The sequence below is a fragment of the Mesorhizobium sp. P2_E6 genome (assembly GCF_056403835.1).
The window spans coordinates 1-23,583 of the sequence record NZ_JBFUEQ010000024.1 but is presented as its reverse complement, the minus strand read 5'-3'; the positions used below and the strand labels follow the sequence as shown (position 1 = coordinate 23,583).

Below are 23,583 nucleotides of genomic sequence, written 5' to 3'. Positions count from 1 at the left end.
ATGGCAAAAGGTAAATTCGAGCGTAACAAGCCTCATGTGAACATCGGCACGATTGGTCACGTTGACCATGGCAAGACGTCGCTGACGGCGGCGATCACGAAGTATTTTGGCGAATACAAGCGCTATGACCAGATCGACGCGGCACCTGAGGAGAAGGCGCGCGGCATCACGATCTCGACGGCGCATGTCGAATACGAGACGGCCAACCGCCACTACGCTCACGTCGACTGCCCCGGGCACGCCGACTATGTGAAGAACATGATCACCGGTGCCGCGCAGATGGACGGCGCGATCCTGGTTGTGTCGGCTGCCGACGGCCCGATGCCGCAGACCCGCGAGCACATCCTGCTTGCCCGTCAGGTCGGCGTGCCGTCGATCGTGGTATTTTTGAACAAGGTCGACCAGGTCGACGACGCCGAGCTGCTCGAACTGGTCGAGCTCGAGGTTCGTGAGCTGCTGACCAAGAACGAGTTCCCCGGCGACGACATTCCGATCGTCAAGGGCTCGGCTCTGGCTGCTTTGGAAGATTCCGACAAGAAGATCGGCGAGGACGCGATCCGCGAGCTGATGGCTGCGGTCGACGCCTACATCCCGACCCCGGTTCGTCCGCTCGACAAGCCGTTCCTGATGCCGATCGAAGACGTGTTCTCGATCTCGGGCCGTGGCACGGTTGTGACCGGTCGCGTCGAGCGCGGCGTGGTCAAGGTCGGCGAGGAACTCGAGATCATCGGCATCCGTCCGACGACCAAGACGACCATCCTGACCAAGGACGAAGGTGGCCGTCACACGCCGTTCTTCACCAACTACCGTCCGCAGTTCTATTTCCGCACGACGGACGTGACCGGCATCGTGTCGCTGCCGGAAGGCACCGAGATGGTGATGCCGGGCGACAACATCACGGTCGATGTCGAGCTGATCGTGCCGATCGCCATGGAAGAGAAGCTGCGCTTCGCTATCCGTGAAGGCGGCCGCACCGTCGGTGCCGGCATCGTCGTCACCATCAAGGAATAACCGACCCCGGCATCCGCTGGGTCAGGTTCGAGACATAAAGGGCGGTCCTTGGGGCCGCCCTTTTCCTTTTGCCCGGCGGTCGTCGGGTGTTGTCGGTCGAACCCTGTTGCAAGCCTTTGCACCTCGTCTAGGATAGCTTGCATGGCGGGGCTTTTCCAAATGGTTCCAGGGCGCCTTTTGCATCGTCGGGCTTTGTGGTCGCTGTGGCTGATCTGCCTGCTGGCGTCGCTTGTCGCGGGGCATGCCGCCTTTGCAACGGATACGGCGCCGGATCTCGGTCCGACGATGCGCTTCGTCGTCGTCCGCAGCAACGCACCGGGCTGCGAGCCGATCTGCCCGGAATGGATCTCCGCCGAAGGCTCGATAGAGGCCCGGACGCCGGTTCTGTTCAAACGCATGCTCAAGACGCTTGGCGGCCGAAACCTGCCGATCGTCGTCGATTCTCCCGGCGGCAACGTCGAGGCGGCGCTCACGCTTGGCCGGCTGATCCGCAAGAACAAGCTCGATATCGCTGTCGGCAAGACCCGGTTCGACGGCTGTCTGCCTGATGCGAAGGACTGCGCGGAAAACGATGGCAGCGGCGTCCGCTATTTCGGCGATGCCTACGCCAGCGGCGCGATGTGCAATTCCGCCTGTCCGCTGATGTTTGCCGGCGGTATCCGGCGGTTGGTCGGTGAATCGGCCTATCTCGGCGTCCATCAGATCACCACGACCTATATCCGCACGAAACTGCAATATCGCACCACCTATCGAATCGTGGGCGGCAAGAAGAAGGTACTCAGCACAAGGATCGTCAGCCGGAAGAGTGCCGGCAGCTACAAGACCTACGAAATGAGCAAGGCGGTGGAGAAAAGGCTGGCGACCTATCTCGACGGGATGGGCGTCGGACCGGGCGTGCTCGAAACGATGAAGGACACCCCGGCCAGCGCAATCCACCAACTGGAAGTGCAAAACATGCTTCGGATGAGGATGGTCACCAGCCTGGATTCCGTCGACCTGTTGACCGCGGGAACCATCTGCCGCGCCACTCCATTGCCCGGAAATTGCCGGGAAGTCCCGCCTCCGGCAGACAAGGCCACGCGGCCGGCCGCTGCCGAGGTGGGAAAAGTCGAGCCCGCCGCCATCGCGCCGATCGGACCCGAAACCGTCCAGCAGGACAATGTCGCCGACATGCGCTTCGTTCTGGTGCGCGGCAAGAGTTTCCTCTGCGATCCCGATTGTCCGGAGTGGATCGCAGCGGAAGGCAGGATTACCGCCGAGACGCCACAGAAGCTGCGCGAATTGCTCGGCACCCTGGGGGATCGGCGGCTGCCCGTCGTGATCAACTCGCCTGGAGGCGACCTGTCCGGTGCTCTTGCCGCCGGAAGGCTGATCCGCGAACGCAGGCTCGACGTGGCGGTCGCACGCACGGAGTTCATGGAATGCGAGCCGGAAAAGCCGGGCTGCACGGCTCAGGACGGCGTCTATGTCGGGCTCACGAATGATGCGTTGGGCGAATGCGATGCAGCCTGTCCGATCATGCTTGCGGGCGGCGTCAGACGCCTGGTCGGCCCCCATGCGCGGTTGCGCTTGCGGTCGCTGGAACTGGACCAGCAGGTCAAGACCTATCTCGAAGAGATGGCGGTTGGGCCTGACCTGTTTGCCGCGATAAAGCTCCATTCGAGCCAACGGCAGCTCGATCCCAGGAAGATGCTCAAAGTCGGGCTGACGACAGGGCCTCAATCGGCGGATGAACTGACCGGCGCTTCCATTTGCAAATCGGCCCCGAAGCCAGGCAATTGCCGCCTGGTGTCGGCGCCCAGGATGCAGGCCAACGCGCCCACCAAGTCATAGTTTCGGCAGCACGGTCGGGCGGACTGGCCGTCGAGGCAGGTTGAGCCATCCCCGATAGTTCCGCTATCGTCACCCCGGCATTGCCATCTCTGGCGCTGCTTAAGGGGCCAGTGGAGGAAACAAATGAGCCAGGACGTCCCGACATTGTACGAATGGGCTGGCGGCACCGAGGCGCTGAACCGGCTGACGGAAACCTTCTACGACAAGGTGCTTCGCGACCCGGTCGTCGGGCCGGTGTTCAGGAGCATGTCGCCGGACCATCCGGCCCACGTTGCGGCGTTCATCGGCGAGGTTTTCGGCGGACCGAAAACCTACAGCGAAAAATTTGGCGGCCACCGCGAGATGGTCATGCACCACCTGGGCAAGCATCTGACCGAGGAGCAGCGCCGCCGCTGGATTAATCTTCTGGCCGATGCCGCCGACGCGGTCGGCCTGCCCGACGATCCTGAATTCCGCTCGGCCTTCATGGGCTATGTCGAATGGGGCTCGCGGCTGGCCAAGATGAACTCCAATCTCGGCGAGACCTGCGATCCCGAGACGGAACCGATGCCGGCCTGGGGCTGGGGCGTGCCGGGTGGGCCGTACAGGCCGCCGGAAACAAAGTAGTCTCCAGTCGCCACGGGAGGTGTCGGGCTGATGCTGGAAGATATGAATATCGTGCGCTGGCACGAGTGGGATGGCCCCGGCCTCGAACACTTGCTGCTGCAGGAGCGGGCAGGGGAAGTCTCGGCCGACTCTGTCGTGATCTGCTCTGGTGAAACGCCTTTTGCGGTGCGCTACCGCATCGCCTGCAACGCGAACTGGCATGCCAGGAGTGTCATGGTCGACGTGATCGGCAGCGGCCAGACACTTGTCCTTGCCGCCGACGGCGATGGTCGCTGGACCAGGGATGGCCTGCCGATGCCCGAGCTCGACGGCGTCCTCGACCCTGATCTCACCGTCACGCCGTTCACCAACACGCTGCCGATCCGGCGATTGCGGCTTTCGACGGGACAAAGTGCCGAGATCACCACCGCCTTCATCGATTTCCCGGCCCTCACCGTCGTCGCCAACCCGCAGCGCTACACATGCCTCGAAGAGGGCAGGCGATATCTCTACGAATCGCGCGCCAGCGACTTCAAGCGGGAGCTGGAGATCGACCGCGACGGGCTGGTCGTCAGCTATCCCGATTTCTGGCGCAGAGGTTAAGGCGCGTTTGCTTGCAAACCACTCTTTACAGAGCGTGCGGAAGCTTTTAGGAAGCGCCTGCTGCGCCGACATGCGCACGATACGGGCATAGCTCAGTTGGTAGAGCGGCGGTCTCCAAAACCGCAGGTCGTAGGTTCGAGCCCTGCTGCCCGTGCCATTTCTCGAAATGGCACTCAACGCGATATTTCGCCATTTCTCGAAATGGCCCTCAAAACGATATTTCGCGGCTGCCCTTTGAAAATCGGCGACCCGCTTGCCATATTAGGTCGATTGGGGCATAAGCGCGCTATAGCCGGGACGGAACGACTGGATGGTTCCGAGGCGGCGTTTGGTCATAAAGCGGACACTTGCCACTTGCGTGGATCAAGAATCGGTTTTATGTAGACGAAACAGACACGCGACGCGTGGAGCTGGGAAGCCGGCTTTACGCGTCTGATTTGCATGGGCGAAATGATTGCGCTGATTCGGCGCGAAAACAAGCCCGGGCGGCACGTCCCGGCCAGCGGGATCATCCAGGGGACCCGGCCAACGGGTCTTGAAGACAGAGCGGCATATGGCTTCGAAAACCACAAATCCTTTCGTCTTTCTCCAGCAGGTTCGCGCGGAGACCGCCAAGGTGACTTGGCCGTCGCGACGCGAAACGATGATCTCGACGGTGATGGTCCTCGCTTTCGCTGTGATCGCGATGATCTTTTTCTTCACCGCCGATCAGCTCATGGGCCTCGCGGTCGAGCAGATTCTTGGCATCGGACGCTAAGTCCGGCGATTACGGAGAAGTCTTGAAATGACTGCGCGGTGGTACATCGTCCACGCCTATTCGAACTTTGAAAAAAAGGTCGCCGAGGATATCGAGAACAAGGCCAAGCAGAAGGGCCTGTCCGCCGATATCGAGCAGATCGTGGTGCCGACCGAGAAGGTCGTCGAGGTTCGTCGTGGCCGCAAGGTCGATGCCGAGCGCAAGTTCTTCCCGGGCTATGTGCTCCTGAAGGCCAATCTGACCGACGCGGTGTTCTCGCTGGTCAAGAACACGCCGAAGGTCACCGGCTTCCTGGGCGACTCCAAGCCGGTGCCGATCACCGAGGCGGAAGCGCAGCGCATCCTGAACCAGGTGCAGGAAGGCGTCGAGCGGCCGAAGCCTTCGGTCACGTTCGAGATCGGCGAGGCGATCCGCGTTTCGGATGGTCCCTTCGCGTCGTTCAACGGTTTCGTCCAGGAAGTGGACGAGGAGCGGGCGCGGCTCAAGGTGGAAGTTTCGATCTTCGGGCGCGCCGTGCCTGTCGATCTGGAATTCGGACAGGTCGAAAAGGGCTGATCCGAAATCCCGCCGCCAAGCGCGGCAGGGAAGGGCGGCGCGGAAATCGCGCGGCTTTGAGAACGGTGGGAGACGAATGCGGCTTAGCCGGCCGCATGGATCGCACCACCAGACTGCAACCGCCGGTTTTTCCCTGATGATGGGGCCGGCATAGACAAAGGCAGGAAAAGAGATGGCTAAGAAAATTGCAGGCCAGCTCAAGCTCCAGGTCAAAGCGGGATCGGCCACGCCGTCTCCCCCGATCGGCCCGGCGCTTGGTCAGCGTGGCATCAACATTATGGAGTTCTGTAAGGCGTTCAACGCGCAGACCCAGGAAATGGAAAAGGGATCGCCGATTCCGGTCGTCATCACCTACTACCAGGACAAGTCCTTCACCTTCGTCATGAAGACGCCGCCGGTGAGCTACTTCCTGAAGAAGGCGGCAAACCTGACGTCGGGTTCGAAGGAGCCGGGCAAGATCAAGGCCGGCACGATCGGCCGCGACAAGGTTCGCGCCATTGCCGAGCAGAAGATGAAGGATCTGAACGCAAACGACGTCGAAGCGGCCATGCGCATGGTCGAGGGCTCCGCCCGCTCGATGGGTCTGGAAGTGGTGGGCTAAGATCATGGCAAAGATTGCAAAGCGTGTATCGAAGACCCGCGAAGGCATCGATCCCAACAAGGCTTACGCCCTGGGTGAAGCGCTGAAGCTGCTCAAGGACCGTTCCTCGGTCAAGTTCGACGAGACTGTCGAAGTCGCCATGAACCTCGGCGTCGATCCCCGCCATGCCGACCAGATGGTCCGCGGCGTGGTCAACCTGCCGAACGGCACCGGCCGCTCGGTTCGCGTTGCCGTGTTCGCCCGTGGCGACAAGGCTGACGAAGCGCGCGCCGCTGGCGCCGACATCGTCGGTGCCGAGGATCTGGTCGACATCGTCCAGAAGGGCACGATCGACTTCGATCGCTGCATCGCCACGCCGGACATGATGCCGCTGGTCGGCCGTCTCGGCAAGGTGCTCGGCCCGCGCGGCATGATGCCGAACCCGAAGGTTGGCACCGTCACCACCGACGTTGCCGCCGCCGTCAAGGCATCGAAGGGCGGCGCCGTCGAGTTCCGCGTCGAGAAGGCCGGCATCGTTCATGCCGGTGTCGGCAAGGTCTCGTTCGAGGTCAAGGCCCTGGAAGAGAACATCCGCGCCTTCGCTGACGCGGTGACCAAGGCAAAGCCGACGGGCGCCAAGGGCAACTACGTCAAGAAGGTGTCGGTCACCTCGACGATGGGCCCGGGCCTCAAGCTCGACGTCTCGACGCTCGCGGCGTCCTGATAAGTTTATCTGGGATCGGCCGTTAAAGGGCTGATCCGCAAAAGAATTCCGGGCCTCCAACCCAGGTTGGCGGCCCGGTGCCGGAAGTCGAAAGGCTTCCGGACATCCTGTCCGAGATTGCAGGCGGCCCAAAAGCCTTAATTCATGTGGGCCTGCATGAGACGGGTGAAGACCGGACAACGGAGCGACTGCTCCAATGAAAGGTTCGAACCGTGTTTGCCTTTTGTCTGCGCATCGTCGGCCTGGCCGTCGATGTGGCGAAAGGGGGCAGGATCCTCGAGCGTCGTTCGGGAGATCCGTTACTGGATGGCCCGGCCGACAAAAGGCAACCCGACGCCTGTCCTCGTGAATGGGAATGTTCCCGTTAACAGGATGGGGGTCAACTGGAGATAGGCAGTGGACAGAGCGGAAAAACGCGAACTCGTCACGGGCCTGAACGGTGCGTTCTCGAACGCAGGTTCAGTGGTCGTGGCCCACTACGCCGGTATCACCGTCGCGCAAATGAACGACCTTCGGTCGAAAATGCGCGCTGCCGGTGGCACCGTCAAAGTCGCGAAGAACCGTCTCGCCAAAATCGCTCTTCAGGGCACGGACTCCGCATCGATCATCGACCTGTTCAAGGGACAGACGCTGATTGCTTATTCGGAGGATCCGATTGCGGCGCCGAAGGTCGCGTCCGATTTCGCCAAGGGAAATGACAAGCTCGTCATTCTCGGCGGCGCAATGGGCACCACCTCGCTCAACGCCGACGGTGTGAAGGCACTCGCCACACTTCCGTCGCTCGATGAGCTGCGCGCCAGGCTGGTTGGCATGATCGCCACGCCGGCAACCCGGATCGCCCAGATCGTCAATGCGCCAGCGGCTTCGGTCGCGCGCGTCATCGGCGCTTACGCCCGGAAGGACGAGGCGGCATGAGGCCGTTCCTCGCTATCACAAACACACGTTCGAACCTGATGAAGGAATACAACAATGGCTGATCTCGCAAAGATCGTAGACGACCTTTCGAAGCTGACCGTCCTCGAGGCGGCCGAGCTGTCGAAGCTTCTGGAAGAAAAGTGGGGCGTCTCCGCCGCTGCTCCGGTGGCCGTTGCCGCCGCTGGCGGTGGTGCGGCTGCTGCTGCTCCGGCCGAGGAAAAGACGGAATTCGACGTCGTCCTCACCGAGGCAGGCGCTCAGAAGATCAACGTCATCAAGGAAGTCCGCGCCATCACCGGTCTTGGCCTCAAGGAAGCCAAGGATCTGGTCGAAGCGGCTCCGAAGCCGGTCAAGGAAGGCGTTTCCAAGGCCGACGCTGACAAGTTCAAGGCCCAGCTGGAAGCAGCCGGCGCCAAGGTCGACCTGAAGTAAGCGTAAAAGCGGCGGACGGCCTCGCGCCGTCCGCCACTCCCTTCGGCCGGAGGGAGCACGCGTAGCGCGAGACGTACGAGAACCTCTTTCCTGAGGGCCGCAAACCGGCCTTCAGGAAACGGGTTTTCTCCCGTTTTAGCCGGCCGCCGACAGGCGCCGGGAAAAACAGACAAAGGGTCGCCGCCCAGGTGGCCCAGAATGCAAGGCGAGCCGCGGCGAGGTTCGTCCCGAGTTTAGAGCTAAGGAGCGACGATGGCCCAGACCCAGACTTTCAATGGCCGCAGACGCGTACGCAAGTTCTTCGGAAAGATCCCGGAAGTTGCGGAGATGCCGAACCTGATCGAGGTTCAGAAGGCATCCTATGACCAGTTCCTGATGGTGGCGGAGCCCAAGGGTGGGCGTCCGGACGAGGGACTGCAGGCCGTCTTCAAGTCGGTCTTCCCGATTCAGGACTTTTCCGGCTCCTCGATGCTGGAGTTCGTGAAGTACGAGTTCGAAGGACCGAAATTCGACGTTGACGAATGCCGTCAGCGCGACCTCACCTATGCCGCGCCGCTGAAGGTGACGCTGCGCCTCATCGTGTTCGATATTGACGAGGATACCGGCGCCAAGTCGATCAAGGACATCAAGGAGCAGGACGTCTACATGGGCGACATGCCGCTCATGACGCTCAACGGCACCTTCATCGTCAATGGCACCGAGCGCGTTATCGTCTCGCAGATGCACCGCTCGCCGGGCGTCTTCTTCGACCATGACAAGGGCAAGTCGCACTCGTCGGGCAAGCTTCTGTTTGCCGCGCGCGTTATCCCCTATCGCGGCTCGTGGCTCGACATCGAGTTCGATTCCAAGGACGTCGTGCACGCCCGCATCGACCGTCGCCGCAAGATTCCGGTGACGTCGCTGCTGATGGCGCTCGGCATGGACGGCGAAGAGATTCTGTCGACCTTCTACAACAAGATCACCTACAAGCGCGCCGGCGACCACTGGCGCATTCCGTTCAACGTCGAGCGTTTCCGCGGCCTCAAGGCCGTCGGCGACCTGGTCGACGCCGATACGGGCGAAGTTGTTGTCGAAGCCGGCAAGAAGATCACTGCCCGCCAGGCCCGGGCGCTTGGCGAAAAGGGTCTCAAGGCGATCAAGTCGACCGACGAGGATCTGCTCGGCAATTACCTGGCCGAGGACATCGTCAACTACGCCACCGGCGAAATCTTCCTCGAAGCCGGCGACGAGATTGACGAAAAGACGCTGAAGGTGCTGCTTGGCACCGGTGAAAACGAGATCAAGGTTCTCGACATCGACCACGTCAATGTCGGCGCCTATATCCGCAACACGCTCAACGTCGACAAGAACGAGAGCCGCCAGGACGCGCTGTTCGACATCTATCGTGTCATGCGCCCCGGCGAGCCGCCGACACTCGAGACCGCCGAAGCCATGTTCAACTCGCTGTTCTTCGACAGCGAGCGCTACGATCTGTCGGCCGTTGGCCGCGTCAAGATGAACATGCGCCTCGAGCTCAAGGCCGAGGACACCGTGCGCGTGCTGCGCAAGGACGACATCCTGGCCGTGGTCAAGACGCTGGTCGAACTGCGTGACGGCAAGGGCGAGATCGACGACATCGACAATCTCGGCAACCGCCGCGTTCGGTCGGTCGGCGAGCTGATGGAAAACCAGTACCGCGTCGGCCTGCTGCGCATGGAGCGCGCGATCAAGGAGCGTATGTCCTCGATCGAGATCGACACGGTGATGCCGCAGGACCTGATCAACGCCAAGCCGGCGGCCGCCGCCGTGCGCGAGTTCTTCGGTTCCTCGCAGCTGTCGCAGTTCATGGACCAGACCAACCCGCTGTCGGAGATCACCCACAAGCGCCGCCTCTCGGCGCTTGGACCGGGCGGTCTGACCCGCGAGCGCGCCGGCTTCGAGGTGCGCGACGTGCACCCGACGCATTACGGCCGCATCTGCCCGATCGAGACGCCGGAAGGCCCGAATATCGGTCTGATCAACTCGCTGGCCACCTTCGCACGCGTCAACAAGTACGGCTTCATCGAGAGCCCGTACCGCAAGATCGTCGACGGCAAGCTGACCAATGACGTCGTCTATCTCTCGGCGATGGAAGAAGCCAAGCACCACGTCGCGCAGGCCAACGCCGAGCTTGACAAGAGTGGCGGCTTCGTCGACGAGTTCGTCATTTGCCGCAGCGCCGGCGAAGTGATGATGGCGCCCCGCGAAAACGTCGACCTGATGGACGTGTCGCCCAAGCAGATGGTTTCGGTGGCCGCGGCCCTGATCCCGTTCCTCGAGAACGACGACGCCAACCGCGCTCTGATGGGCTCGAACATGCAGCGTCAGGCCGTGCCGCTGGTGCGCGCCGAGGCGCCGTTCGTCGGCACCGGCATGGAGCCGATCGTCGCCCGTGACTCGGGCGCCGCCATCGGCGCCCGCCGCGGCGGCATCGTCGACCAGGTGGACGCGACGCGTATCGTCATTCGCGCCACCGAGGACCTCGATCCGGGCAAGTCCGGCGTCGACATCTACCGGCTGATGAAGTTCCAGCGTTCGAACCAGAACACCTGCATCAACCAGCGTCCGCTGGTCCGCATGGGCGACCGGGTCAACAAGGGCGACATCATCGCCGACGGTCCGTCGACCGAGCTCGGTGATCTGGCGCTCGGCCGCAACGTGCTGGTCGCTTTCATGCCGTGGAACGGCTACAACTACGAGGACTCGATCCTCCTGTCCGAGCGCATCGTCGCCGACGACGTCTTCACCTCGATCCATATCGAGGAGTTCGAGGTCATGGCGCGCGACACCAAGCTTGGTCCGGAGGAAATCACGCGCGACATTCCGAACGTCTCGGAAGAAGCGCTGAAGAACCTCGACGAAGCCGGCATTGTCTATATCGGTGCCGAGGTTCAGCCGGGCGACATCCTGGTCGGCAAGATCACGCCGAAGGGCGAAAGCCCGATGACGCCGGAAGAGAAGCTTCTGCGCGCCATCTTCGGCGAAAAGGCATCGGACGTGCGCGACACCTCGATGCGCATGCCTCCGGGCACCTTCGGCACGGTCGTCGAGGTGCGCGTCTTCAATCGCCACGGTGTGGAGAAGGACGAGCGCGCCATGGCGATCGAGCGCGAGGAGATCGAACGCCTCGCCAAGGACCGCGACGACGAGCAGGCCATTCTGGATCGCAACGTCTACGCGCGTCTTTCCGACGTGCTCGTCGGCAAGGAAGCGATCGCTGGACCGAAGGGCTTCAAGAAGGGCTCGACGCTGTCCAAGGACACGCTCGACGAGTATCCGCGTTCGCAGTGGTGGCAGTTTGCGGTGGAGAACGAAAAGCTCCAGAGCGAACTGGAAGCCCTGCGTGGCCAGTACGACGATTCCAAGAAGGCGCTCGAACAGCGCTTCATGGACAAGGTCGAGAAGGTCCAGCGCGGCGACGAAATGCCTCCAGGCGTCATGAAGATGGTCAAGGTCTTCGTGGCCGTGAAGCGCAAGATGCAGCCCGGCGACAAGATGGCCGGCCGTCACGGCAACAAGGGTGTCGTGTCGCGGATCGTTCCGGTCGAGGACATGCCTTTCCTCGAGGACGGCACGCATGCCGATATCGTGCTCAACCCGCTGGGTGTGCCGAGCCGCATGAATGTCGGCCAGATCCTGGAAACGCATCTGGGCTGGGCTTGCGCGGGCATGGGCAAGAAGATCGGCGAGCTGATCGACACGTACAAGGCAGCCGGCGACATCAAGCCGCTGCGCAAGACGCTCGAGAGCTTCATGCCGGCCAACGACCGCAACGAGCCGGTCCGCGAATATGACGACGAGAGCATCGTTCGCCTCAGCGAGCAGATGCGCCGCGGCGTCTCGATCGCGACCCCGGTGTTCGACGGCGCGCACGAGGCTGACATCAACATCATGCTGGAGCAGGCGGGCCTGCACACCAGCGGTCAGTCGCAGCTCTATGACGGACGCACCGGCGAGCCGTTCGATCGCAAGGTGACGATGGGCTATATCTACATGCTCAAGCTTCACCATCTCGTGGACGACAAGATCCACGCGCGTTCGATCGGTCCGTACTCGCTCGTCACCCAGCAGCCGCTGGGCGGCAAGGCGCAGTTCGGTGGCCAGCGCTTCGGCGAAATGGAGGTCTGGGCGCTGGAAGCATACGGCGCCGCCTACACGCTGCAGGAAATGCTGACGGTGAAGTCGGACGACGTCGCCGGCCGTACCAAGGTCTACGAGGCGATCGTCCGTGGCGACGACACCTTCGAGGCCGGCATTCCCGAGAGCTTCAACGTTCTCGTCAAGGAAATGCGGTCTCTCGGCCTCAATGTCGAGCTGGAGAACACCAAGCTCGACGACAACCCGGTCCGGCTGCCCGACGCGGCCGAGTAAGGCAACGGCGCGCCGCGGAAAGCCGCGGCGCGCCAGAGCATGATCCCGAAAAGTGGCTACCGGTTTTCGGACAGGGTCATGCTCAACCAAGAAGTATTCGACGGCCAGTGGCCGACAAAGACGGCGGGCGTTTGGCTCGCGACTAGATGCAAGGGGTTTTCGAGGACCCCGAAAAGGAGAACGGCATGAACCAAGAGGTCATGAATCTCTTCAATCCCCAGGCGCCGGCACAGGTGTTCGATTCCATCCGGATATCGCTCGCCAGCCCTGAGAAGATTCTGTCCTGGTCGTTCGGCGAGATCAAGAAGCCGGAGACCATCAACTACCGCACCTTCAAGCCGGAGCGTGACGGTCTGTTCTGCGCGCGCATTTTTGGCCCGATCAAGGACTATGAGTGCCTGTGCGGCAAGTACAAGCGCATGAAGTACAAGGGCGTCATCTGCGAGAAGTGCGGCGTCGAAGTCACGCTGTCGCGCGTCCGCCGCGAGCGCATGGGCCATATCGAGCTCGCAGCGCCCGTCGCCCACATCTGGTTCCTGAAGTCGCTGCCGTCGCGCATCGGCACGCTGCTCGACATGACCCTGAAGGACATCGAGCGGGTCCTCTACTTCGAGAACTACATCGTCACCGAGCCTGGCCTCACCGCGCTGAAGGAGCACCAGCTGCTCAGCGAGGAAGAGTACATGATCGCCGTCGACGAGTATGGCGAGGACAGCTTCACCGCCATGATCGGCGCCGAGGCCATCCATGACCTTCTGGCCGGCATGGACCTGGAGAAGATCGCCGGCGACCTGCGTACGGAACTGGCTTCGACCACCTCCGAGCTGAAGCAGAAGAAGTATCTGAAGCGGCTCAAGGTCGTCGAGAACTTCATGGAATCCGGCAACCGTCCGGAATGGATGATCATGAAAGTGGTTCCGGTGATCCCGCCGGACCTGCGTCCGCTCGTCCCGCTGGACGGCGGCCGTTTCGCCACCTCGGATCTCAACGATCTCTATCGCCGCGTCATCAACCGCAACAACCGTCTGAAGCGGCTGATCGAGCTGCGCGCCCCGGGCATCATCGTGCGCAATGAAAAGCGCATGCTGCAGGAAGCCGTCGATGCGCTGTTCGACAACGGCCGTCGCGGCCGCGTCATCACCGGCGCCAACAAGCGCCCGCTGAAGTCGCTGTCCGACATGCTCAAGGGCAAGCAGGGCCGGTTCCGTCAGAACCTGCTCGGCAAGCGCGTCGACTATTCCGGCCGCTCGGTCATCGTGACCGGTCCGGAGCTCAAGCTGCACCAGTGCGGCCTGCCGAAGAAGATGGCGCTCGAACTGTTCAAGCCCTTCATCTACGCCCGTCTCGACGCCAAGGGTTACTCCTCGACCGTCAAGCAGGCCAAGAAGCTGGTCGAGAAGGAACGTCCGGAAGTCTGGGATATCCTCGACGAGGTCATCCGCGAGCATCCGGTGCTCCTGAACCGTGCGCCGACGCTGCACCGTCTCGGCATCCAGGCGTTCGAGCCGATCCTGATCGAAGGCAAGGCGATCCAGCTTCACCCGCTGGTCTGCACGGCCTTCAACGCCGACTTCGACGGTGACCAGATGGCCGTTCACGTGCCGCTGTCGCTGGAAGCGCAGCTTGAAGCCCGCGTGCTGATGATGTCGACCAACAACATCCTGCACCCGGCTTCCGGCGCGCCGATCATCGTGCCGTCGCAGGACATGGTTCTGGGTCTCTACTATCTCTCGATCGTCAACCAGAACGAGCCGGGCGAGGGGATGGTGTTTGCCGACATGGGCGAACTCCAGCATGCGCTCGAGACCAAGGCGGTGACGCTGCACTCCAAGATCCGCGGTCGTTTCCGCTCGGTCGATGCCGATGGCAAGGTCGTGTCGAAGATCTACGACACCACTCCTGGCCGCATGATTATCGGCGAGCTTCTGCCGAAGAACGTCAATGTGCCATACGAGACCGCCAACCAGGAGATGACCAAGAAGAACATCTCCAAGATGATCGATACCGTCTACCGCCACTGCGGTCAGAAGGAGACGGTCATTTTCTGCGATCGCATCATGGCGCTCGGCTTCAGCCATGCCTGCCGTGCCGGCATTTCGTTCGGCAAGGACGACATGCTGATCCCGGATGCCAAGATCAAGCTGGTCTCCGACACCGAGGCTTTGGCCAAGGAATACGAGCAGCAGTACAATGACGGCCTGATCACGCAGGGCGAGAAGTACAACAAGGTCGTCGACGCCTGGGCCAAGTGCTCGGAAAAAGTCGCCGACGAAATGATGGCCCGCATCAAGGCGGTCGAGTTCGAGGACAACGGCCGTCAGAAGCCGATGAACTCGATCTACATGATGTCGCACTCCGGTGCGCGTGGCTCGCCCACCCAGATGCGCCAGCTCGCTGGCATGCGCGGCCTGATGGCCAAGCCCTCGGGTGAAATCATCGAGACGCCGATCATCTCGAACTTCAAGGAAGGCCTGACCGTGCTCGAGTACTTCAACTCGACCCACGGCGCCCGCAAGGGTCTGGCCGACACCGCCTTGAAGACGGCGAACTCGGGTTACCTCACCCGTCGTCTGGTCGACGTGGCGCAGGACTGCATCGTCAACTCCGTCGACTGCGGCACCGACAAGGGCCTCACCATGCAGCCGATCGTCGATGCCGGCCAGGTCGTCGCTTCCGTTGGCCAGCGCGTGCTGGGCCGTACGTCGCTCGACGACATCAACCATCCGGTGTCGGGCGAGGTTCTGGTCAAGGCCGGAACGCTGATGGACGAGCGCGACGTGGAAAAGATCGAAAAGGCCGGTGTCCAGTCGGTCCGCATCCGCTCGGCACTGACCTGCGAGGTCAGGGTTGGCGTGTGCGCGGTCTGCTACGGACGCGATCTTGCCCGCGGCACCCCGGTCAACCAGGGCGAAGCCGTCGGCGTCATCGCGGCGCAGTCGATCGGCGAGCCGGGCACCCAGCTCACCATGCGTACCTTCCACATGGGCGGTACGGCGCAGGTGGTGGACTCCTCGTTCCTTGAAGCCTCCTACGAGGGCAAGGTCGAGATCCGCAACCGCAACGTGGTGCGCAACTCGGACGGCCAGCAGATGGTCATGGGCCGCAACATGGCGGTGCTGATCCTCGACGAAACCGGCAAGGAGCGCGCCACGCACCGTCTCACCTATGGTTCGCGTATCTTCGTGGACGATGGCGACAAGGTGAAGCGCGGCCAGCGTATCGCCGAGTGGGATCCCTATACCCGCCCGGTCCTCACCGAAATCGAGGGCAGGGTGTCGTACGAGGATCTGGTCGACGGCATTTCCGTTCAGGAAACGGCAGACGAGTCGACCGGCATCACCAAGCGTGAGGTCATCGACTGGCGCTCGACGCCACGCGGCAACGACCTCAAGCCGGCGATTGCCATCCAGGACGCCAAGGGCAAGGTCGGCAAGCTGTCGAAGGGCGGCGACGCCCGCTTCCTGCTCTCGGTCGAGGCCATTCTTTCGGTCGAGCCGGGTGCCCAGGTTCGCCCCGGCGACGTGCTGGCGCGTATCCCGATGGAGAGCGCCAAGACCAAGGACATCACCGGCGGTCTGCCGCGTGTTGCCGAACTGTTCGAGGCACGCCGTCCGAAGGATCACGCCATCATCGCCGAGATCGATGGCACGATCCGCTTCGGCCGCGACTACAAGAACAAGCGTCGCATCATCATCGAGCCGCATGACTCGACGCTTGAGCCGGTCGAATACCTGATCCCGAAGGGCAAGCCGTTCCATCTCCAGGACGGCGACGTCATCGAGAAGGGCGACTACATCCTCGACGGCAATCCTGCGCCGCACGACATCCTGGCGATCAAGGGCGTGGAGGCACTTGCTTCCTACCTCGTCAACGAGATCCAGGAAGTCTACCGTCTGCAGGGCGTGTCGATCAACGACAAGCACATCGAGGTGATCGTTCGCCAGATGCTGCAGAAGGTCGAGATCACCACGCAGGGCGACTCGACCTACATTCCGGGCGACCACGTCGACGTGATCGAGCTGGAAGAGGTCAACGAGCGTCTGATCGAGGACGGCAAGAAGCCGGCCGAAGGCCAGCCGGTGCTGCTCGGCATCACCAAGGCATCGCTGCAGACGCCGTCCTTCATCTCGGCCGCCTCCTTCCAGGAGACGACCAGGGTGCTGACGGAAGCCGCGGTTGCCGGCAAGACCGACATGCTGCAGGGGCTGAAGGAAAACGTCATCGTCGGCCGGCTTATCCCGGCCGGTACCGGCGGCACGATGAGCCAGATCCGGCGCATCGCCACCTCGCGCGACGAACTGATCATCGACGAGCGCCGCAAGGCCTCCGGTGTGGAAGTCGCCGAGCCGATGCTGGCCGACATGACAACCGCCGCGCAGTAAGCGCGGCGGCCAGACAAAAAAATCGAGCGGTTCATTGTTTCGGTGAACCGCTCAAGGAATCTCAGGCAACAGGGCCGTCGGGGCAACCCGGCGGCTTTTTTGTATACTGAACCAACTGTCGGTATTCATGGCAGATGGACCAAGGAGCCCGCAATTGGAAGAAGCTGCCCTTTGGGAGTTGATAAACGATGGCCGGGATCGCATGGGCTTTGCTCAGAAAAGGCTCTGGGACGCGATCACGATCCGGAAAGATGGACGCACACCTCAGCGAATGGCGCCGAACACTGCTTCTGGGTTGTTGCTTTGATCGGGCAGAGCGTCGTTTCTTACAACGATGTCGAACACGGCTTTGACCGCTCGACCTTCATCCGCTTTGGCGAACTCACTGAGCTGGGCTGGGGGCAGGCCGGTCTCGACGTGGTGGTCCAGGATATTCTGAACGAACTTGAATTCGGACACCCGACAGCGCCACGGGTTTCCTCTCCGCAACCCGGAGAGTGTCCCGATTCCAATAGCAAGTAGCCCGCTGACCAGGCGATCTTGCCGAAAATCGCCGGTGCTCAGTCGAAAAACGCTTCCACCACATTGCGCTTGCCGAGCATGAAGGCATCGGCGACATGCTGGAGCGGCGCCAGATCGACGTCGGAGCTGCCGGCGTGGACAATCTCGGCAAACCGCTTGTAGAGCATCGGGTATTCCGCTTCCGGTTCGTCATGGACGACGCGGCCGTCGATGGCGAGCTTCGAGCCGCCGCCTGAGAGCACCATCGCGCCCTTGTCGGTGTCGGCAACGATGTCCCAGCTTTGCGGGCCTGTCTGGAGCCAGTCGAGATCCATCGTCACCGGCAATCCATTCGAAGTGCGGAAGGTGACCTGTGCCGCGACCGGCGCGGCGCGGTTTTCGGGAAAATCGAGCACGGCAGAGGTGATGAACATCGGCGGCAGGATGTGGGTCACGATCGATAGCGCATTGATGCCGGGATCGAAGACGCCGAAGCCGCCGGGAGCCCAGATCCATTCCTGGTTGGGATGCCAGCGACGCACGTCCTCCTTCCAGTTGATGGCGGCGGACTTGATCTTGGCCGAACTCAGGAAGGCGCGCGCGGCCTCGACCGCCGGCGCATAACGCGAATGCCAGCTGGCAAACAGCGAGACGCCGTTCTTCAACGCCAATGCCTTGAGGTTCTCGACCTCGCTGACAGTGGCGCCGGGTGGCTTCTCCAGGAAGACGTGTTTCTTGGCTTCCAGTGCCGTGCGCGCCGCGTCGTAGCGAAACTGCGGCGGCATGCAGAGCGATACCGCCTCGAGCTCCGGCACCGCGTCGAGCATGGCTTCGATGTCAGGAAAATTCGGAATGCCGTCGACCTTGCCGTGCCGGCTGGCGGCGGCGATGAGGCGATAGTCCTGGTCCTTCGCCAGGGCCGGCAGGTGCTGGTCGCGGACGATCTTGCCGACACCGACGATGCCTATCTTGATGGGCTGGGACACGGCCGCTCCGTCTGTTGAATGATGGTGGTGGCTTCTTATCAGAACACTTGCCCCCGACAAGCCGAAGCCAGCGAGCCGACGCCGAAAAGTCAGCCCCAGCTTTCCTCGAACGGCAAGATCAGTTTTCCACCCGCCAGGAAGGCCTCGATCGCCGGCTCGAAAGGCGAGGGGTCGAGGCTGTTCGCAGCCAGCCATCCGTCGGAATAATAGGTGTTGGCATAGCGATCGCCGGAATCGCAGATCAGCGTCACCAGCGAACCCGCCCTTCCTTCCTCGATCATGCGCGCGGCCTGAAAGCACATGGCGATGAAGTTGGTGCCGGTCGAGCCGCCGACACGACGGCCGAGCCGTCGCGACAACACCCGCATCGCCGCCAGCGACACCGCGTCCGGCACCCGCAGCATATGATCGATGACGCCAGGCACGAAGGACGGCTCCATGCGCGGCCGGCCGATCCCCTCGATCCGCGACGGCTGTTCGCAGCGGCAATTGCGATCTTGCGTAGCAAAACCGTCGAAGAAGGCCGAGCGCTCGACGTCGGCAACCGACAGCCGCGTCGCATGCTGCTTGTAGCGCAGGAAGCGCCCGATCGTGGCGGTGGTGCCGCCGGTGCCGGCGCTCATCACGATCCAGGCCGGAACCGGATGCCGCTCCTCGCGCATCTGCCCGAAGATCGATTCGGCGATGTTGTTGTTGCCGCGCCAGTCGGTGGCGCGCTCGGCGTGGGTGAACTGGTCCATGAAATGGCCGCCCAGTTTCGCCGCGAGTTCGGCCGACTCGGCGTAGATGCGCCTGCCGTCGTCGATGAAATGGCAGTTGCCGCCATAGTGCTCGATCGCGGCGATCTTTTCGCGCGAGGTCGAGCGCGGCATCACCGCATAGAACGGCACCCCGATCATACGGGCAAAGTACGCTTCCGATACCGCGGTCGAACCCGACGACGCTTCGATCACCGGCGCGCCTTCGCGGATCAGGCCATTGCACAGCGCATATAGAAACAGCGAGCGCGCCAGCCGGTGCTTCAGGCTGCCGGTCGGATGGGTGGATTCATCCTTGAGATAGAGATCGATGCCGGCCAGTGCCGGTAGATCGAGCTTCCACAGATGCGTGTCGGCCGAGCGGCGCTGATCGGCCTCGATCGCCGCGACGGCCTGGTCGGCCCAGGTCCGGGATGCAGGTCCAACCGCTTTTGCTCCGGCCATCGTCAGCGCACCCGATTCAGATCGGCACGTCGAAAGTAACGATCGACACTTCGCCTTCGAGCGCGCCCTGGAAGGCGGAAAGATGAGGCTCATCGTCGGGTGCGCCGTCCATGTCGCCGATCTGGTCGAGTTCGGCCTCGGCGTAACCTTCCGCCGCAAGCGATTCGAGCGCCCGGCGCACCGCCGAATCGTCGTCGGGGGCGACCAGCATCACGTGCACGCCTTCCGGCTTGCCGCCCTTTTTCTTCCACACCCGGCCGGTGATGATGGTGACCGGGCGCTCTTCATTGTCGTTCACGGGCCGATTCCTCTTGGCAGATTGCGGGCGGGCGAGGGGATTTTCACTGCTCATGCGGCCTTTTCGCATGAAGCAGGGCCGTGCAACAGCGCAAAGCCGGTCACTTTCTTCCTCGCCCTTGCAAAATTGCGAAACAAAATTACATGCGTTTTTCGCATGGCTGCCGAGCCTTGGTTGGCGCGCAATATTTGGCGCTCCGGGCTTGACGGTTCGCGGTCTTACGAGTAGAAGCCGCCCAGTCAGAACCGATGTGAGGCTCTCCCTTCCGAAGCGACACGCTTTGGAGTTTGCCTCAAACAGGGTTCGTTTTACGAGCGAAAAGACATTTCCGGCGTGCACGAAGCGGGTCCGCTTCCTCTGCCATTTGTTCGGGCAAAGACCGCGAGGCGCGGTTTGTGGCCCGAATTTGCGTATGGAAATGACGCTTTGAGCGGCCCTGACCGGGCGAGACACGGAATTGAGAGACAAGAGGGTTTAATGCCTACCGTCAACCAGCTGATCCGCAAGCCGCGCATTGCGCCGGTGAAGCGCAACAAGGTCCCGGCCATGCAGCAGAACCCGCAGAAGCGGGGCGTCTGCACGCGCGTCTATACAACGACGCCGAAGAAGCCGAACTCGGCGCTGCGCAAGGTGGCCAAGATCCGCCTGACCAATGGTTTTGAAGTGATCGGGTACATCCCCGGCGAAGGTCACAACCTTCAGGAACACTCCGTGGTGATGATCCGCGGCGGCCGCGTCAAGGATCTTCCGGGCGTTCGCTACCACATCATCCGCGGCGTGCTCGACACGCAGGGTGTGAAGAACCGCAAGCAGCGCCGTTCGAAGTACGGCGCCAAGCGTCCGAAGTGACCGAAGCGTAGCGAAGGTCATCCCGGGCAAGCATCCGGGATCAAGGCCACCACGCATAATTGAGGCAGAGAAAAAATGTCGCGTCGTCACAGTGCAGAAAAGCGTGAGATCAATCCGGACCCGAAGTTCGGCGATCTGATCGTCACCAAGTTCATGAACGCCGTCATGTATGACGGCAAGAAGTCGGTTGCCGAGACCATCGTCTACGGCGCGCTCGACCAGGTTCAGTCGAAGACCAAGCAGGAGCCGGTCACCGTCTTCCATCAGGCGCTCGACAATGTCGCGCCGCATGTGGAAGTGCGTTCGCGTCGTGTCGGCGGCGCCACCTACCAGGTTCCGGTCGACGTGCGCCCCGAGCGCCGCCAGGCTCTGGCCATTCGTTGGCTGATCGCCGCGGCCCGCAACCGCAACGAGACCACCATGGTCGACCGCCTCTCCGGCGAGCTGATGGACGCGGCCAACAACCGCGGCACCGCCGTCAAGAAGCGTGAAGACACCCACAAGATGGCTGAAGCCAACCGCGCTTTCGCGCACTACCGCTGGTAAAGCGCGTACGAGACTGAGAGGCAGCTACGATGGCCCGCGAATACAAAATCGAAGACTACCGCAATTTCGGTATCATGGCGCATATTGACGCCGGCAAGACGACGACCACCGAGCGCGTCCTCTATTACACGGGCAAGTCGCACAAGATCGGCGAAGTCCACGACGGCGCTGCCACCATGGATTGGATGGAGCAGGAGCAGGAGCGCGGCATCACCATCACGTCCGCCGCGACCACGACCTTCTGGAAGGGTCGCAGCGGCAAGATGTACCGCTTCAACATCATCGACACCCCCGGACACGTCGACTTCACCATTGAAGTCGAGCGTTCGCTGCGCGTGCTCGACGGCGCCATTGCGCTGCTCGACGCCAACGCCGGTGTCGAACCGCAGACGGAAACCGTCTGGCGCCAGGCCGACAAGTATCGCGTTCCGCGCATGATCTTCTGCAACAAGATGGACAAGATCGGCGCCGACTTCTACCGCTCGGTCGAGATGATCGGTTCGCGCCTCGGTGCGCATGCCGTCGTCATGCAGCTGCCGATCGGTGCCGAGACCGAGTTCAAGGGCGTTGTCGACCTCGTCGAGATGAACGCGCTTGTCTGGCGCGATGAGACGCTGGGCGCTGCCTGGGACGTCGTCGAGATCCCGGCCGACCTCAAGGCTCGTGCCGAGGAATACCGCGAGAAGATGATCGAAGCCGCCGTCGAAATGGACGAGACGGCACTCGAGAACTACCTCGAAGGCAAGATGCCGTCGAATGACGAGATCCGCGCGCTGATCCGCAAGGGCACCATCGCGGTGAAGTTCTACCCGATGTTCTGCGGCTCGGCCTTCAAGAACAAGGGTGTGCAGCCGCTGCTTGACGCCGTCGTCGAATATCTGCCGTCGCCGGCCGATGTTCCGGCCATCAAGGGCGTCGATGCCAAGACCGACGCCGAGATCGAGCGTCACGCCGACGACAACGAGCCGCTGTCGATGCTCGCCTTCAAGATCATGAACGACCCGTTCGTCGGTTCGCTCACCTTTGCCCGCATCTATTCGGGCAAGCTCACCAAGGGCATCTCGGTCGACAACACCGTGAAGGGTAAGAAGGAACGCATCGGTCGCATGCTGCAGATGCATGCCAACTCGCGCGCCGACGTCGAAGAGGCTTTCGCCGGCGACATCGTCGCTCTGGCTGGCCTCAAGGACACCACCACCGGCGATACGCTGAGCGATCCGCTGCATCCGGTCATCCTCGAGCGCATGGAATTCCCCGATCCGGTCATCCAGATCGCGATCGAGCCGAAGACCAAGAACGACCAGGAAAAGATGGGCCTCGCCCTTCACCGCCTGGCCGCCGAGGATCCGTCCTTCCGCGTCAAGACCGACGAGGAAAGCGGCCAGACGATCATTTCCGGCATGGGCGAGCTTCACCTCGACATCATCGTCGACCGCATGCGTCGCGAGTTCAAAGTCGAGGCCAATGTCGGTGCGCCGCAGGTGGCCTATCGCGAGACGATCACCCGCAGGCACGAGCAGGACTACACGCACAAGAAGCAGACCGGCGGTACCGGTCAGTTCGCCCGCGTCAAGATCGTCTTCGAGCCGAATCCGGACAGCAGCGAATTCGAGTTCGAAACCAAGATCGTCGGCGGTGCGGTTCCCAAGGAATACATCCCCGGTGTCGAAAAGGGCATCAACAGCGTCATGACCTCGGGTCCGTTCGCGGGCTTCCCGATGATCGGTGTCAAGGCGACGCTGATCGACGGCGCTTACCACGATGTTGACTCCAGCGTTCTGGCCTTCGAAATCGCCGGCCGCGCCTGCTTCCGTGAAGCCGCACCCAAGCTTGGCGTGCAGTTGCTCGAGCCGATCATGAAGGTCGAAGTGGTGACGCCGGAAGACTACGTCGGCAGCGTCATCGGCGATCTGAACGGCCGTCGCGGCCAGATCCAGGGCCAGGAAGCACGTGGCGTGGCAGTGGTCATCAACGCGATGGTGCCGCTCGCCAACATGTTCAAGTACGTCGACAACCTGCGCTCGATGAGCCAGGGCCGCGCGGCCTACACCATGCAGTTCGATCACTATGAGCCTGTGCCGACCGCGGTCGCCCAGGAAGTTCAGAAGAAATACGCGTAACTCGAACGGGTTGCAGCGGTAACTTAATTCAAGGCCCGCACGGGCGAGCAGGATTGGAGACATCACATGGCAAAAGGTAAATTCGAGCGTAACAAGCCTCATGTGAACATCGGCACGATTGGTCACGTTGACCATGGCAAGACGTCGCTGACGGCGGCGATCACGAAGTATTTTGGCGAATRCAAGCGCTATGACCAGATCGACGCGGCACCTGAGGAGAAGGCGCGCGGCATCACGATCTCGACGGCGCATGTCGAATACGAGACGGCCAACCGCCACTACGCTCACGTCGACTGCCCCGGGCACGCCGACTAT

General features: G+C 62.2%; 20 protein-coding genes and 1 tRNA gene. 17 read left to right on the top strand and 4 right to left on the bottom strand.

Features of this window, described 5'->3' with window-relative positions:
• The 13 genes from AC1D08_RS33015 to rpoC all read left to right on the top strand — a co-directional run bounded on the left by AC1D08_RS33015 (window position 1) and on the right by rpoC (window position 16,766).
• Window positions 1–1,011, top strand: coding sequence for an elongation factor Tu (locus tag AC1D08_RS33015; protein WP_477425183.1), 1,011 nt, complete (start codon window positions 1–3; stop codon window positions 1,009–1,011).
• A 159-nt stretch (window positions 1,012–1,170) separates the two neighbouring features.
• Complete coding sequence (locus AC1D08_RS33010; protein ID WP_457154154.1) at window positions 1,171–2,844, top strand: COG3904 family protein; 1,674 nt, start codon at window positions 1,171–1,173, stop codon at window positions 2,842–2,844.
• A gap of 123 nt (window positions 2,845–2,967) precedes the next feature.
• The gene (locus tag AC1D08_RS33005; RefSeq protein ID WP_457154153.1) at window positions 2,968–3,450 is read left to right on the top strand and encodes a group II truncated hemoglobin; all 483 of its coding nucleotides are present in this window, start codon (window positions 2,968–2,970) and stop codon (window positions 3,448–3,450) included.
• Window positions 3,451–3,480: 30 nt separating this feature from the next.
• Window positions 3,481–4,032, top strand: a complete 552-nt coding sequence (locus AC1D08_RS33000; protein WP_095090663.1) for a putative glycolipid-binding domain-containing protein — start codon at window positions 3,481–3,483, stop codon at window positions 4,030–4,032.
• Between the two features lie 81 nt (window positions 4,033–4,113).
• Window positions 4,114–4,189, top strand: a tRNA-Trp gene (locus AC1D08_RS32995).
• A 396-nt stretch (window positions 4,190–4,585) separates the two neighbouring features.
• Entirely contained in the window at window positions 4,586–4,789 is a 204-nt protein-coding gene (gene secE, locus AC1D08_RS32990) for a preprotein translocase subunit SecE (protein ID WP_013531408.1), read from the top strand.
• 27 nt (window positions 4,790–4,816) lie between these two features.
• Window positions 4,817–5,344 (top strand): transcription termination/antitermination protein NusG, encoded by a 528-nt coding sequence (nusG, locus tag AC1D08_RS32985; protein WP_013895710.1) that lies wholly within the window; start codon window positions 4,817–4,819, stop codon window positions 5,342–5,344.
• A 172-nt stretch (window positions 5,345–5,516) separates the two neighbouring features.
• Window positions 5,517–5,945 carry a 50S ribosomal protein L11 gene (gene rplK, locus AC1D08_RS32980; RefSeq protein WP_006333334.1) on the top strand — a complete coding sequence of 143 codons (429 nt, stop codon included), beginning with the start codon at window positions 5,517–5,519 and terminating at the stop codon, window positions 5,943–5,945.
• Window positions 5,946–5,949: 4 nt separating this feature from the next.
• Window positions 5,950–6,648 (top strand): 50S ribosomal protein L1, encoded by a 699-nt coding sequence (rplA, locus tag AC1D08_RS32975; protein ID WP_095089662.1) that lies wholly within the window; start codon window positions 5,950–5,952, stop codon window positions 6,646–6,648.
• Between the two features lie 396 nt (window positions 6,649–7,044).
• Window positions 7,045–7,563: a 50S ribosomal protein L10 gene (gene rplJ, locus AC1D08_RS32970; protein ID WP_095089664.1), complete on the top strand. Its 519-nt coding sequence runs from the start codon at window positions 7,045–7,047 to the stop codon at window positions 7,561–7,563.
• A 54-nt stretch (window positions 7,564–7,617) separates the two neighbouring features.
• The gene (gene rplL, locus AC1D08_RS32965; RefSeq protein WP_095089666.1) at window positions 7,618–7,995 is read left to right on the top strand and encodes a 50S ribosomal protein L7/L12; all 378 of its coding nucleotides are present in this window, start codon (window positions 7,618–7,620) and stop codon (window positions 7,993–7,995) included.
• Between the two features lie 252 nt (window positions 7,996–8,247).
• Entirely contained in the window at window positions 8,248–12,384 is a 4,137-nt protein-coding gene (gene rpoB / locus AC1D08_RS32960) for a DNA-directed RNA polymerase subunit beta (protein WP_184879345.1), read from the top strand.
• 185 nt (window positions 12,385–12,569) lie between these two features.
• The gene (gene rpoC / locus AC1D08_RS32955) at window positions 12,570–16,766 is read left to right on the top strand and encodes a DNA-directed RNA polymerase subunit beta' (RefSeq protein WP_095089695.1); all 4,197 of its coding nucleotides are present in this window, start codon (window positions 12,570–12,572) and stop codon (window positions 16,764–16,766) included.
• A gap of 264 nt (window positions 16,767–17,030) precedes the next feature.
• Here rpoC and AC1D08_RS32950 read toward each other — a convergent pair whose 3' ends face one another.
• The 4 genes from AC1D08_RS32950 to AC1D08_RS32935 form a co-directional block, all read right to left on the bottom strand.
• Entirely contained in the window at window positions 17,031–17,225 is a 195-nt protein-coding gene (locus AC1D08_RS32950) for a hypothetical protein (protein ID WP_457153011.1), read from the bottom strand.
• 101 nt (window positions 17,226–17,326) lie between these two features.
• The gene (locus AC1D08_RS32945; RefSeq protein ID WP_457153010.1) at window positions 17,327–18,253 is read right to left on the bottom strand and encodes a Gfo/Idh/MocA family protein; all 927 of its coding nucleotides are present in this window, start codon (window positions 18,251–18,253) and stop codon (window positions 17,327–17,329) included.
• Window positions 18,254–18,342: 89 nt separating this feature from the next.
• Complete coding sequence (locus AC1D08_RS32940) at window positions 18,343–19,455, bottom strand: PLP-dependent cysteine synthase family protein (protein WP_457153009.1); 1,113 nt, start codon at window positions 19,453–19,455, stop codon at window positions 18,343–18,345.
• Window positions 19,456–19,471: 16 nt separating this feature from the next.
• On the bottom strand, window positions 19,472–19,753 hold the full coding sequence (locus tag AC1D08_RS32935) for a transcriptional regulator (RefSeq protein ID WP_095089673.1): 282 nt from the start codon (window positions 19,751–19,753) through the stop codon (window positions 19,472–19,474).
• A 477-nt stretch (window positions 19,754–20,230) separates the two neighbouring features.
• Here AC1D08_RS32935 and rpsL point away from each other — a divergent pair, with 477 nt between their 5' ends.
• From rpsL to AC1D08_RS32915, 4 genes are all read left to right on the top strand, one after another.
• The gene (gene rpsL, locus AC1D08_RS32930) at window positions 20,231–20,602 is read left to right on the top strand and encodes a 30S ribosomal protein S12 (protein WP_006333356.1); all 372 of its coding nucleotides are present in this window, start codon (window positions 20,231–20,233) and stop codon (window positions 20,600–20,602) included.
• Window positions 20,603–20,677: 75 nt separating this feature from the next.
• Window positions 20,678–21,148 carry a 30S ribosomal protein S7 gene (gene rpsG, locus AC1D08_RS32925; RefSeq protein WP_008875664.1) on the top strand — a complete coding sequence of 157 codons (471 nt, stop codon included), beginning with the start codon at window positions 20,678–20,680 and terminating at the stop codon, window positions 21,146–21,148.
• Window positions 21,149–21,177: 29 nt separating this feature from the next.
• On the top strand, window positions 21,178–23,268 hold the full coding sequence (gene fusA, locus AC1D08_RS32920) for an elongation factor G (protein WP_095089675.1): 2,091 nt from the start codon (window positions 21,178–21,180) through the stop codon (window positions 23,266–23,268).
• 66 nt (window positions 23,269–23,334) lie between these two features.
• A partial coding sequence (locus AC1D08_RS32915) for a GTP-binding protein (RefSeq protein WP_477425181.1) occupies window positions 23,335–23,583 on the top strand: 249 nt, incomplete at its 3' end.

Excerpts from the sequence above, each read along its gene's own strand:
- rplL (WP_095089666.1), top strand. The coding sequence starts at position 7,618 with ATGGCTGATCTCGCAAAGATCGTAGACGACCTTTCGAAGCTGACCGTC.
- nusG (WP_013895710.1), top strand. The coding sequence starts at position 4,817 with ATGACTGCGCGGTGGTACATCGTCCACGCCTATTCGAACTTTGAAAAA.
- AC1D08_RS33015 (WP_477425183.1), top strand. The coding sequence starts at position 1 with ATGGCAAAAGGTAAATTCGAGCGTAACAAGCCTCATGTGAACATCGGC.
- rplK (WP_006333334.1), top strand. The coding sequence starts at position 5,517 with ATGGCTAAGAAAATTGCAGGCCAGCTCAAGCTCCAGGTCAAAGCGGGA.
- AC1D08_RS32940 (WP_457153009.1), bottom strand. The coding sequence starts at position 19,455 with ATGGCCGGAGCAAAAGCGGTTGGACCTGCATCCCGGACCTGGGCCGAC.
- AC1D08_RS33010 (WP_457154154.1), top strand. The coding sequence starts at position 1,171 with ATGGTTCCAGGGCGCCTTTTGCATCGTCGGGCTTTGTGGTCGCTGTGG.
- rplA (WP_095089662.1), top strand. The coding sequence starts at position 5,950 with ATGGCAAAGATTGCAAAGCGTGTATCGAAGACCCGCGAAGGCATCGAT.
- fusA (WP_095089675.1), top strand. The coding sequence starts at position 21,178 with ATGGCCCGCGAATACAAAATCGAAGACTACCGCAATTTCGGTATCATG.
- secE (WP_013531408.1), top strand. The coding sequence starts at position 4,586 with ATGGCTTCGAAAACCACAAATCCTTTCGTCTTTCTCCAGCAGGTTCGC.
- rpsL (WP_006333356.1), top strand. The coding sequence starts at position 20,231 with ATGCCTACCGTCAACCAGCTGATCCGCAAGCCGCGCATTGCGCCGGTG.
- AC1D08_RS33005 (WP_457154153.1), top strand. The coding sequence starts at position 2,968 with ATGAGCCAGGACGTCCCGACATTGTACGAATGGGCTGGCGGCACCGAG.
- rpoC (WP_095089695.1), top strand. The coding sequence starts at position 12,570 with ATGAACCAAGAGGTCATGAATCTCTTCAATCCCCAGGCGCCGGCACAG.
- rpsG (WP_008875664.1), top strand. The coding sequence starts at position 20,678 with ATGTCGCGTCGTCACAGTGCAGAAAAGCGTGAGATCAATCCGGACCCG.
- AC1D08_RS33000 (WP_095090663.1), top strand. The coding sequence starts at position 3,481 with ATGCTGGAAGATATGAATATCGTGCGCTGGCACGAGTGGGATGGCCCC.
- rpoB (WP_184879345.1), top strand. The coding sequence starts at position 8,248 with ATGGCCCAGACCCAGACTTTCAATGGCCGCAGACGCGTACGCAAGTTC.